Below are 12,160 nucleotides of genomic sequence, written 5' to 3'. Positions count from 1 at the left end.
ATGGCAAAAAAAACGATGTTTGAGAAAATCTGGGACAACCACGTCATTCATTCAGAAGCCGGTAAGCCGAGCGTTCTGTATATTGATCTGCACTTGGTTCACGAAGTGACGTCCCCGCAAGCGTTCGAAGGACTCCGGCTGAGCGGTCGGAAAGTACGTCGTCCTGAATTGACATTTGCTACGATGGACCATAACGTCCCGACGAAGGATCGCTTCAATATTACAGATCCGATCTCGAAGCAGCAAATTGATACACTTACACAGAACTGCAAAGACTTCGGCGTTACACTGTTTGACCTGGACAGCATCGATCAAGGTGTTGTTCACGTCATGGGTCCTGAGCTTGGCCTGACGCATCCGGGCAAAACAATCGTGTGCGGCGACAGCCATACTTCGACGCACGGCGCTTTCGGGGCACTGGCCTTCGGCATTGGCACCAGCGAAGTGGAGCATGTCATGGCCACTCAATGTCTGCAGCAAGCTAAGCCCAAAACAATGGAAGTTAAATTCATCGGAAGCCGCAAGCCCGGCGTAACTGCGAAGGACTTGATTCTCGGTGTTATCGCACAATACGGCACGGACTTTGCAACCGGTTATGTTATTGAATACACAGGCGATGCCATCAGCTCGCTGTCGATGGAAGAGCGTATGACCGTATGTAATATGTCGATCGAGGGCGGCGCTCGCGCAGGCTTGATCGCGCCGGACCAAACGACATTCGAATATCTGCGTGGACGTGAATATGCGCCTCAAGGCGAAGCATATGACCGTGCGGTAGCGGCTTGGGAGCAGCTGACGACAGATGAAGGCGCAGCTTATGACACAGTTGTAGAATTCGATGTCGATTCCCTGATCCCGCAAGTTACCTGGGGAACAAGTCCTGGTATGGGTACAGACATCACGGCAAACGTTCCGAATCCAGCCGAGATGGCGACGGAGAATGAACGCAAAGCTGCCGAGAAAGCGCTGGAATATATGGACCTGAAGCCAGGTACGCCGATGAGTGAAATTCCAGTCGATTATGTCTTTATTGGTTCCTGCACGAACGGCCGGATTGAAGACCTGCGCGCTGCATCCGAAATCGCTAAAGGCTACAAAGTAAGCGAAGACGTAACGGCAATCGTAGTACCAGGCTCCGGCCGCGTCAAAATTCAAGCCGAGAAAGAAGGGCTTGATAAGATTTTCGTCGAAGCGGGATTTGAATGGCGTGATGCGGGCTGTTCGATGTGCTTGGCAATGAATCCGGACGTTCTGCAGCCCGGACAACGCTGCGCATCGACATCCAACCGCAACTTCGAAGGCCGTCAAGGACGCGGCGGACGTACGCATCTGGTATCGCCAGCGATGGCGGCAGCTGCGGCAATTATGGGCAAATTCACAGATGTTCGCGACTGGAACGTTAAGTCCGAAGTACTGAACTAATAATCAATACGAGAGGAGTTACTCTATATGCAAGCTTTCACTAAACATACAGGCCTTGTTGCCCCGGTAGACCGCGTTAACGTTGATACGGATGCCATTATTCCAAAGCAATTCCTCAAACGCATCGAGCGCAGCGGCTTCGGCCAGTTCCTGTTCTTCGAATGGCGTTGGGATGAGCAGGGGAATGTAATCGATGAATTCAGCTTGAATCAGCCGCGTTACCAAGGCTCTTCCGTGCTGCTGTCCCGCGCTAATTTCGGCTGCGGATCTTCCCGCGAGCACGCACCGTGGGCGATTCTAGACTACGGCTTCCATGTGGTTATCGCTCCTTCATTCGCTGATATTTTCTTCAATAACTGCTTCAAGAACGGCATTCTGCCGATTCGCTTAAGTGAAGAGCAAGTAGAAGATTTGTTCCAGCGTACAACGAAGAATGAGGGCTATAAGCTGACTGTTGATCTCGAGAACAAAGTGATCACAGACAACGACGGCCTTGAAATTCCGTTCGAGATTGATGAGCATCGCCGTCAATTCCTGCTTCAAGGGCTTGATGATATCGGGCTGACGCTGCAGCATGAAGACAAAATTACAGCTTATGAAGCACGCCGAGTTGCCTATTAATAGTGGGTTTACTCTATATAGACCCCGGGAAACCGGGGTCTTATTGCGTTGCAGGATTATCGATACATAGAAATGGCAGGTGCAGAAAGAGTCGCATAATTGCGGAACAATTTTCCTAAGCACGCAACTTTTTCTGACAAAATGCGTCTAACTATTCGTCTGTAAGTGTCGGCTTGTTCTAGCCTTCTTGGAGGCGAAAAATCAGTCATCGAGGTGAAAGATGAAGAAGTTTGTAACCGCTGTAATGCTGTTGTCCTTGCTATTCACTTTAATTCCAAGTGTTAGCGGGGCAGCGGCAGTCGCTCCGAAGCTCTATCTAAACGGAAAGCTGCTGAATTCGAATGCAGAACCGCGGTATGTCGGTCAATCGACGCTCGTGCCAGTACGAACGGTTTCCGAAGGGCTTGGCTTCAACGTTGATTGGTCAGACAAAATAGTGAATGTCAGTGATGGCAATAACGCTATCGTCTTGACGATTAACAGCAAGACAGCGATCGTCAATGATCGCGAGGTTTCACTGGACGCACCGGCAATCGCCGATAAAGGAACGACACTTGTTCCTCTGCGATTCGTCAGCGAACAGCTGGGCTTGAATGTGGTTTGGGACAAGCTTACCCAGTCGGTACATCTGTATCAGCAGGATCAGCCTGAAGTTCCTACAACTCCACTCCCGGATCCGGGGACTCCTGGCGGAGGCTCGGATGGAAGCGGAGGTTCACCCACCGATCCAAACGAAGGATCTGGCGGCACTCCTGGCACAACACCTGGAACAGGGACGAATGCTACGCTCACCGCGATCGATTTTGATGGTTTAGGAAGCATTTATTTGTCCTATGGCGGGGATATCGGAAGCATTAAGACGGAAGTTCTTCATAACCCGGAACGAATTGTATTCGATCTGCCGAACGCCGCTTTCGCCCCACTATTCACTCCCGGATTCAACGTTAACGAAAGCTCTTCCTTAGGTGAAATCGTCGTGGATACCCATGCTTCACTCCAGAAAATTCGATACTCTCTTTATTCGGACAAGCCTTCAACGATTCGAGTCGTACTTGATGTAACAGCAGAAACGCCTGTCAATGTCGTACGGGAGGACGGTCTAATCCGTCTTGATGTACTGGCTCCGACAGGACCGATTGTGCCACCGAATACAGAGACGCCGCCGGCGAACGGTATTTTCAAAGTTGTGATTGATGCAGGTCATGGCGGTAAAGATCCCGGCGCACCTGCCGTGAACGGACGTCACGAGAAAGAATTCAATCTTGCCGTCGCTCTTAAAGTGAAGGCGCTGCTGGATAAAGAACCAAAGCTTAAAGGGTATATGACCCGGGCGAACGATACCTTCATCGAGCTTGACGGCCGTGTCAAAATAGCCAACGATCTGAAGGCCGATCTTTTCGTTTCCATTCATGCTAACCGCGCCTCAAGCGCAAGTGTTACGGGTACGGAAACGTATTATACGAGGGCCAACAGCAAAGAGTTTGCAAACATTATGCACAAGCATTTGGTAACTGCTACGGGATTCAAGGACCGCAGCGTACGTACAGCTAACTTCCGCGTTATCAAGTATACGACTATGCCGGCAGTATTGCTTGAGGTAGGCTACTTATCCAATAAAAGCGACACCGCAGCTCTGTATACCGAAGCCAAACAAAACCGAATTGCCGAAGAAATCGTCGCAGCTATGAAGGAATATTTGAAGGTGAAATAGGAGGGCTTCAATGAAAAGACATATCACCTCTCGTCTGGCCATTGTATTATGCTTTGTACTGTTGATGGTTGCCGCAGTAGGCTGCGGGCAGAAAGATGAAATAAACAATTCGACCGGGGCAGCAGGCGATCCACAAACGACACCTGAACCGGAGAATCAACAGCCTGAGCAACAGAAGCAGCAAATCAAAGTCTACTACACGGACGAGGAGTTAACCGGACTTATCGAGCAAACAAGTGAAATCGTGTATGAGAATGATACGGAGAAGATTGAAGAAGCCTTCAAGGCGCTGCAAAGCAGCGGCTCGGACGGTGCAATGTCGCTCTGGGAGAAGGTGAAGCTGCTCAGCGCAAAGATAGAGAACGGCGCCGTCACGCTTGATATTGAACTGCCGGATGAAGCACGGTTCGGAGCGCCTGGAGAAGCATTGGCACTCGAAGCGATCCAGAAGACCATGTTTCAGCTTGATGAGGTAGCTTCCCTTGATATTCTTGTAGCCGGAGAGAAAGTAGATAGCTTGATGGGACATGAAACATTAGATCACCCGATCGTAAAACCATAAGGAGGAAAGGGCAATTATGCACAAGCAGAACAAATGGAAACGAATGCTCTCATCAATAACGATACTCGCATTATTGCTGACAGGAGCATCTTCGTTGGGGCAGAAGGCGGGAGCGGAAGGTGCTTCCGCTTCGTCTTTCTCCGACGTTGCTCAGAGTCACTGGGCATCAAAGCATATTGCTAAGTTGGGTTTACAGGGCATCATTCAAGGGTACAACGGTCAATTTAAACCAAACGACAACGTAACCCAGCAGGAAGCGCTCGTGATGGCCATCCGGTTCATTGGCAAGGAAAGCGAAGTTTCGAAGGACGAAGAGATTGTCTTCCCGGCTTCTTTCAAAGTCGGTGAATACTTTAAGCCATACGTAATCGAAGCCATGCGGCTTAAGCTGATCGACCGCGACGAGGAGTTTAAGCTAGCGGAAGCCGATCCGAAGACAGAATGGGGTTCTCGCAAAGCTTCACGCGAATGGGTAACGAAGCTGATCGTCAAAGCGATTGGCGAGCAGAAGAAGGCTGAGCAAATGGCGGGAACGCCATCATCCTTCGCAGATGCGAATGCGATCGGTGCGAAATATGCCGGATACGTCAATGCGGCAGTATCGCTCGAATTGATTAAAGGCATCGCAGGAAATAAGTTCGATCCGAAGGGGTTTATTACACGCGCTTCGATCGCAACCATTTTCAGCCGTTCGGAAAACATCTATCCGGTGGCCTATGCAGGGCAGCTTAACGGAATAATCTCAAGCAAGTCTCAATCTTCCATTGGCTTGTACAGCGACAAGAATGAGAAAACATACACGCTAACGTCGGATTCTCTGTTGTATAGCTATGATTCGGAGAAGGCGATCACACTGGATGAGTTTAGCTTGCACACCGATGTCATGCTCATCGCAGACAGTGCAGGGAAGGTTCTTTACTTGGAGCAGCTATCCGATACGCAAAAGGTAGAGAAGCTATCAGGAACTGTAGCGCGCGTCATTCCAAGCTCGAATGTAGTTTGGCTTGCCAAAGATAATGATCCTAACCCGATCATCATTAATTATGATAATGGCCTAGTCGTTACAGATGCGTCGGGAGCTACAATTCCCGTTACGGATCTTTCCGTAGATAGTGTAGTTGAGATCACGAGGGATACATACCGTGAGAAGCCGATTATTATCTCCATCCAAGTGCAATCTGCGCCTGTCAATAAGACTTCCCAAGGTGTGGTGAAGGCCGTTCAGGCTTCCCCAGCCTCGATCACAATCGCTAATTCTACGACAGGAACGACAGAAACATATAATGTTCAGAACCCGGTTGATATTATTTGGCAGGGAACGATTACACAGGACTTATCGCAGGTTCGTGTCGGGGATACGATTTCATTCGACGTCAAGAACAGCGTAGTAACCAAAATTACGGTCCAACAAACAACTGCTAAGACGATACGCGGACAGTTCTATTCGGCAAGTACGGACAGCAAAACGCTGCAATTTGTGAATAATGGCAAGCTGGAAGCTAAATTCGTAACCGATGCAGTCGATGTTCGGGTTGAAGGCTTAAGCTCGGCGACCTTATCCGACCTGTTCAAGGACGATCAGCTTGAGATGACGCTCAACGACAAGGATCAAGTGACCTCGGTCAAAGTCCTGAACCGTAAAATCGAAGTGTCGAACGGCGGTATTATTGTTAGTTATGATGTGGATTTGAAGGCGCTCATCGTCCGCGATGCGGCAACGAACAAGCTTGTTCCGGTTTACCTGACGGAAAAGACGAAGATCGAGAATTATGGCATTGCGATCAACCTCAAGGACGTTGCTCCGCTGTTGACCAAAAACCGCAAGGTTTCGGTTGGTTATGCAGGCGATAAAGCCGTGTTCCTGGAGTTCGTCTTTAAGTATACGGGAACGGTCACATCGTTAAATACGAGCTCAAGCACATTGTCGCTTGCTCTGACGAACGGCTCGAGTTTATCGATTCCAATGTCCCAGTACCCGGCCGTTGAGATTCTGGGCAAGACATCTGCGACGATTGCCGATGTGAAGGTGGGATCGGTCGTGTCGGTCATGCTCAATAACGAACAGGATCGAGTCGTTCAGCTTCAGGTGCACACGACCAACCAGCATGAGATTGTTTCGATCGACACGTCTGCCAAGAAAATCAGGCTGAAGAATGCAGATCAGTCTACAACGGAATTGTTCATCTCTTCGTGGGAGCTGTACAACGAGCTTGGCGAGAAAATAGGTATCGGAAACTTGTCCACAGGACAGTTGGTCAACGTTACTTACGTCGGCAAAACGCCTACCTCGCTGAAGACGGTTCCGGTGACGGTAGGACGCATCGCCTCGATCACTCCGGATAAAGTCAGTGTGACCACAATGAACGGCACCGTAGCCGATATTGCGCTTGGAAGCACGTATTCGGTCGTGAAGAACGGGATCACAAGCGGCAGCGCGGCTAACCTGCAGGTTGGCGATCGCGTCGATGTCCGCAAAGATACGAAGGATCAGGTACTGATTACAGTCAACAGCGGTGTCTCCAGAAAGTACTGGAAATATGACGCTGCCGCTAATGAGATCTATCTCAAACGCTTGAATATTAATGATAATGAATACAAATTCAAGCTGACCTCTTCCGTGAAATTGTCTCAAGGCGATACGGCCATTTCGGTCTCGCAATTGAGTGACGGGGATCAGGTTCTGGTCTATTTCTATCAGGGCGTTCTACTTGAAATTGTCAAAGTTTCATAACCTTTCGCAAGAAAGCTGTTCCGGCAATGAGCTGGAACAGCTTTTTTTTATGATTTATCGCACTGTAAGCGCTATTATGAGTTGCGCATTGTGACAATTTTCGCTACACTTTGAATCGAAAGCCCATACAGGGGAGAGAGATTGGTTGAAAGCGAAGGAGAAAATGAGTCATATTTTGCGAGTCATCAGCGAGATGTTTCCGGATGCCCATTGTGAATTGAATCACGGCAACCCCTTCGAGCTGACGATTGCCGTGCTGCTGTCAGCACAATGCACCGACGAGACTGTGAACAAAGTGACGGCAAACTTGTTTCAAAAGTACCGTTCGCCAGAAGATTATTTGGCCGTTCCGCAGGATGAACTCGAGCAAGATATTCGGCGCATAGGACTGTTCCGCAACAAAGCGGCGAACATTCAAAAGCTGTGCCGCATACTCATTGATGAATATGAAGGCCAAATTCCACACGCGCACGAAGAGCTCGTTAAGCTGCCCGGTGTCGGCCGTAAAACCGCCAACGTCGTCGTCTCGAATGCATTCGACGTTCCTGCCATTGCCGTCGATACGCATGTAGAGCGGGTCTCCAAGCGTCTTGGCGTCGCCAAACCGGACGACAGCGTGCTCGAAGTAGAGAAGAAGCTGATGAAGCTCGTCCCGAGAGAGCAATGGACCGATACGCACCATCGTCTTATTTTTTTCGGGCGTTATCACTGTAAGGCTCAGAACCCCGCTTGCTCGGTTTGTCCTTTGTTAGATGTGTGCAAAGAAGGCCAGAAGCGAATGAAACCGGCGTTAAACCGAAAGGTTAAAGTAAACAAAACTAAATTAAACGGTAAAGGATGATTAAACGATGAAATGCATTTCCGTATACACGAAGGACTTTGGATTGTTCTCTGATATTTATGAAGAGGTTATGGAATCCCCTCCGGCCGAGAATGAAGAAAAAATTATTGAAGGTGTAACCGTAAGTGGAGCAGGAGAAGTGCCAGATCAATATATTGAACGTATGAGAGTGAAGCCGGAAGTGGTGGTCATGAAAGAAAAAGAACGCAACGTGACGATTCTGCAGCATGGCGAAGTTTTTGAGATTTGTCTTCCTTCAGACGAGATGGAGTAACCATCTTACTTCTGCAGCTGCTGAAGGGTTTGGATATGGGGAGAGAGAGAAATGAGCAATCATGTCGTTGAAAAGGAAACCATGGTGCAGCCGCTGGACCGTGCGTTTATAGAGCTGGCGAAGGTGATGGCCGACTCGGGTGACGGGGACAATGCGTCGCGTTTGCACGAGCTTCGCGAAAAGCTGACGGCGGGCAAGCTGACAGTAGCGTTCTGCGGGCACTTTTCCGCCGGTAAATCAACGCTTGTTAACCGTCTATGCGGTACGGAGCTGCTGCCATCCAGTCCGATTCCGACCAGTGCCAATGTCGTGTCGATTTCGAACGGCAAGGCCAAAGCGATTTTAACGCGTCAGTCAGGCGGCAAGCTGGAGACGTTAGAGGTTCCGCTAGAACGGCTTAACGAGTATGCCGCAGATGGGGAGAATGTTCGTTCCATCGCGTTATCGTATCCGATCCCGATGCTGGGCGAACATACGGTGCTGCTCGATACACCGGGCATTGATTCGACGGACGATGCCCATCGGATGGCAACGGAGTCGGCCCTGCATCTCGCGGATGCCGTCTTCTATGTGATGGATTACAATCACGTTCAGTCGGAGATCAACTTTACATTTGCCAAGCAGCTGAAGGAATGGGGCAAGCCGCTCTATTTGATTGTCAACCAAATTGACAAGCATCGGGAGCAGGAGCTTTCTTTCCGTGCTTATCAGGCGAGTGTTGAAGAAGGCTTCGCTAACTGGCATCTGGAGCCTGCGGGAATTGTATATTTGTCCCTGCGCAAGCCGGACCATCCGCATAACGAGTGGGAGAAGCTGAAGAAGCTGCTCGCTGATCTCGCCATGCTTCGTGAACCGCTCTCCGTCGGCAGCGTCTACGACTCGGCTCGTCACTTAATACGCGAGCATACGAAGCGTTTCGAGGAACAGGATGCCGACAAGCGCGAGCAGCTTATTCTAGCTGCGGGCGGCGAAGGCGAGGCTCAGCAGGTCCGGTCGGAAATCGGCATGCTGGAAGCGAAGCTGTCCGAGCTCTCAGCGGAAGGCGATAAGCTTCGCGTGCAGCTGCGATTAGACGTACAGAGCTTACTCGATAATGCGAATGTAACGCCTGCAGCGACAAGAGATCTGGCACATACGTTTCTGGAAAGCCGTAAACCGGGCTTTAAGGCCGGTCTGCTCTTTGCCGGAGCAAAGACGGCTGCGGAACAAGCGCGGCGTCTTTCGGCGTTTCGTGAAGATTTTGCCGCTCAAGCGGCGGCAGGCATTGAGTGGCACTTAAGCGACATGCTGCGCAAGGCTGCAGATGCTGTCGGATGGCGTGATGAATCGCTGGAAGAAGAGCTGAAGACTTCACTTCATTGGGATGTGGAAGACCAGTGGCTGATTGATCATGTGAAGCACGGCGCCGTATTCGGCAACGAGTACACGATGAACTACAGCCGCGAGCTTGCCGCGGATCTCAAGGGCTTGTACCGCAAGCGGGCGCAAGAGTGGATCGATGCGCTTGCGGATCGTGCAGCGGTGGCGGGCGAAGCTGCCGCCGCACCGGTGCGCGCACGGCTTGCCGAGCTCGGCTCGCAAGCCGCGGCGCTCGCGCAGCTGGCCGCGCTGGATCAGCGCGCGGCTGCGCACCGTGCGCGGCTGGCGGCGCTGCTGCCGCCCGCGCCGCCGCGCACGGAGCTGCCGAAGCCGCAGGCGGCCGGCAGCGGGTCCGCGCACAGCGCGGACGCTGGCTCCGCCGGCGCTGCTGCGGCAGCGGCCGTGGAACGGCCAGCCGCAGGCAGCCGCGCCGCCATGCCTGAGGAGGCAACCCCCTCCTCAGGCACGGCGGCTGACCGCTCGCGCGAGACCGCGCCTGCGGCCGCTGCGCTCGCCCAAGGCGACGCCTTGGCGCCGCAGCGGCTGGCTGCGGCCCGGCTTCGCCAAGCGGCGGACGTACTCGCGCCCCACGAGGCGCTCCAGTCCTCCGTGCGCGCCATGCGCGACAAAGCGGACCGGCTGCAGCGCAGCCGGTTTACAATCGCGCTGTTCGGCGCATTCAGCGCGGGGAAATCCTCGCTCGCGAATGCGCTGCTCGGCGATGCGGTACTGCCGGTTTCACCGAACCCGACAACGGCTGCGGTCAACCGGATCGTACCGCCGACGGATGAACGTCCGCATGGCTCGGCCTCGGTATGGATGAAATCCAAGGAAGCGATGATAGGCGACTTGTCCTACTCGCTAGCCTTGCTGGGAGAAGACGTAACAGGCCTCGGCGAGCAGCAGCTGATTCAAGCGATCGGCAAGCTGTCGCCGGGGGCCGTTCACGCTGGCGGCAGGCCGCATTACAGCTTCTTGAAGGCGGCGGCCAACGGATGGCAGGAGCATGAAGCCCTGCTCGGCCAACGGCTGGACGTCGACGACTCCGACTACAGGCGCTATGTGGCGGAAGAATCCCGTTCCTGCTTCGTGAGCGAGATTGAACTGTATCATGACAATCCGCTGACAGCCCAGGGTATCGTACTCGTCGATACGCCGGGGGCCGATTCCGTGAACGCCCGTCATACCGGAGTAGCGTTTAATTACATCAAGAACGCGGATGCGATCTTGTTCGTCACTTATTACAACCATGCCTTCTCGCAAGCGGACCGCCAGTTCCTGCTGCAGCTTGGCCGTGTGAAGGATCAATTCGAGCTGGACAAAATGTTCTTCATTGTCAATGCTGCGGATTTGGCAGCCAGCCAAGAGGAGCTGCAGGGAGTTTTGGCGCATGTCGAGCGGAATCTCCAGCAGCACGGCATACGCTTTCCGCGCATGTTTCCGGTATCCAGCTTGGCAGCGCTTGAAGGCAAACAGTCCGCAAGCGGCACCCTCATCGAAGAATCAGGCATTCGTGATTTCGAATCCGCGTTTCTGGACTTCACGAAGGGAGATCTTGGCAGGCTGGCGGTAGCGTCGGCGGAGCAGGAGCTGGAGCGGGCGCGTCATACGATTGCAGGCTGGCTTAAGGATGCGGCAGGTGATGCGGCAACCCGGGAAGCCGAGCGCGCACTGCTCTCCGAACGAGCCGCTGCGGCGAAGGCGATCACGGGGACCCTGATGAAGCCTGCGGCTAACGTACAGCTGGAGCAGGAGCTCAAGGAGCTGTTGTTCTATGTGCTGCAGCGTATTCAGTTCCGCTTCGGCGACCATTATAACTTCGCCTTCAATCCCTCTACGCTGGAGGACGATGGCCGTGATCTGCGTAAAGCGCTCTGGACCTCCTGGCTGGAGCTGCAGCGCTTGCTGCAGATCGAGCTGGCACAGGAGCTGGAGGCCACCTCGCTTCGGCTGGATAACACCTTGACGAAGCTTGCGGCGAAGAAATTTGCAGACACGGCTGAGGAGACGGGGAAGATTCTCGAAGGCTTCACGCCTTCCGCTTTCCCGTCGCTTGATCTGCCTTCTCCTGACGAGCAGGCCCCTTGGCAGGCGGACACGTTGGAGACCAAGTGGCTGTGGAGCCGCTTCAAGTCTCCGCGCCAGTTCTTCGAAGGGGATGGCAAGGCCGCTATGCGTAAAGCGCTCGAAGCGGAATTATCCGATCCGCTGCAAGGCTGGCTGAGCCGGGCGGAGCTGGCCTGGAAGGAACGTTATGCAGAGCTCTGGCAGGCGACCATGACAGTCAGCGCGCAAACGCTGCAGGGCGACATAGATGCTTTCGTCCGGGGCAAGCAGGACTCCCTGAGCGGCAGTGCCGATGTAGAGTCATTGCAACAGCTTGGAGCAGCGCTTGCTGCGATTTAACTGTCGTTTAAAACAGATGCTTTACGAATAAAAGAAGCTTCAACCAGCAGTTTCCGAGAGCTGGTCGAAGCTTTTCTTTTTATTTCCAGAAATAAATCATGCAAAAATAAGGGATAAATGTGCAAAAACGGAGCAATACGCATCTATTCGCGATGATTAACGACGATATCGGAGAATACCCCCCCACTAATCGCCAGGATGGGTAAGAAAGCGGTTTTTGCCATTTATTCGAG

General features: G+C 52.5%; 8 protein-coding genes. All 8 read left to right on the top strand.

Annotated features, from left to right (window positions below; all coding sequences use genetic code 11):
• The 8 genes from leuC (at position 1) to NNL21_RS16465 (ending at position 11,927) form a co-directional block, all read left to right on the top strand.
• Positions 1 to 1,422, top strand: coding sequence for a 3-isopropylmalate dehydratase large subunit (leuC, locus tag NNL21_RS16500; protein WP_204818354.1), 1,422 nt, complete (start codon positions 1 to 3; stop codon positions 1,420 to 1,422).
• 27 nt (positions 1,423 to 1,449) lie between these two features.
• Positions 1,450 to 2,043 carry a 3-isopropylmalate dehydratase small subunit gene (leuD, locus tag NNL21_RS16495; RefSeq protein ID WP_204818353.1) on the top strand — a complete coding sequence of 198 codons (594 nt, stop codon included), beginning with the start codon at positions 1,450 to 1,452 and terminating at the stop codon, positions 2,041 to 2,043.
• 220 nt (positions 2,044 to 2,263) lie between these two features.
• The gene (locus NNL21_RS16490) at positions 2,264 to 3,754 is read left to right on the top strand and encodes an N-acetylmuramoyl-L-alanine amidase (protein WP_204818352.1); all 1,491 of its coding nucleotides are present in this window, start codon (positions 2,264 to 2,266) and stop codon (positions 3,752 to 3,754) included.
• Positions 3,755 to 3,764: 10 nt separating this feature from the next.
• Positions 3,765 to 4,316, top strand: coding sequence for a GerMN domain-containing protein (locus NNL21_RS16485; protein ID WP_204818351.1), 552 nt, complete (start codon positions 3,765 to 3,767; stop codon positions 4,314 to 4,316).
• A 16-nt stretch (positions 4,317 to 4,332) separates the two neighbouring features.
• Positions 4,333 to 7,047: an S-layer homology domain-containing protein gene (locus NNL21_RS16480; protein WP_204818350.1), complete on the top strand. Its 2,715-nt coding sequence runs from the start codon at positions 4,333 to 4,335 to the stop codon at positions 7,045 to 7,047.
• Positions 7,048 to 7,210: 163 nt separating this feature from the next.
• Entirely contained in the window at positions 7,211 to 7,888 is a 678-nt protein-coding gene (gene nth, locus NNL21_RS16475) for an endonuclease III (protein ID WP_204818542.1), read from the top strand.
• A gap of 7 nt (positions 7,889 to 7,895) precedes the next feature.
• A complete protein-coding gene (locus tag NNL21_RS16470) occupies positions 7,896 to 8,162 on the top strand; it encodes an NAD/NADP transhydrogenase alpha subunit (protein WP_204818349.1) in 267 nt (88 codons plus the stop codon).
• Between the two features lie 51 nt (positions 8,163 to 8,213).
• Positions 8,214 to 11,927: a dynamin family protein gene (locus tag NNL21_RS16465; RefSeq protein ID WP_256555282.1), complete on the top strand. Its 3,714-nt coding sequence runs from the start codon at positions 8,214 to 8,216 to the stop codon at positions 11,925 to 11,927.
• The last annotated feature ends 233 nt before the right edge of the window (positions 11,928 to 12,160 follow it).

Origin of the sequence: Paenibacillus mendelii (assembly GCF_024498075.1) — a bacterium.
In the GTDB taxonomy this organism is placed as follows: Bacteria; Bacillota; Bacilli; order Paenibacillales; family Paenibacillaceae; genus Paenibacillus_Z; species Paenibacillus_Z mendelii.
The sequence above is the reverse complement of the archived record's forward strand: the minus strand, read 5'-3'. Positions and strand labels throughout refer to the sequence as shown.

Excerpts from the sequence above, each read along its gene's own strand:
- leuC (WP_204818354.1), top strand. The coding sequence starts at position 1 with ATGGCAAAAAAAACGATGTTTGAGAAAATCTGGGACAACCACGTCATT.
- leuD (WP_204818353.1), top strand. The coding sequence starts at position 1,450 with ATGCAAGCTTTCACTAAACATACAGGCCTTGTTGCCCCGGTAGACCGC.
- NNL21_RS16490 (WP_204818352.1), top strand. The coding sequence starts at position 2,264 with ATGAAGAAGTTTGTAACCGCTGTAATGCTGTTGTCCTTGCTATTCACT.
- NNL21_RS16485 (WP_204818351.1), top strand. The coding sequence starts at position 3,765 with ATGAAAAGACATATCACCTCTCGTCTGGCCATTGTATTATGCTTTGTA.
- NNL21_RS16480 (WP_204818350.1), top strand. The coding sequence starts at position 4,333 with ATGCACAAGCAGAACAAATGGAAACGAATGCTCTCATCAATAACGATA.
- nth (WP_204818542.1), top strand. The coding sequence starts at position 7,211 with ATGAGTCATATTTTGCGAGTCATCAGCGAGATGTTTCCGGATGCCCAT.
- NNL21_RS16470 (WP_204818349.1), top strand. The coding sequence starts at position 7,896 with ATGAAATGCATTTCCGTATACACGAAGGACTTTGGATTGTTCTCTGAT.
- NNL21_RS16465 (WP_256555282.1), top strand. The coding sequence starts at position 8,214 with ATGAGCAATCATGTCGTTGAAAAGGAAACCATGGTGCAGCCGCTGGAC.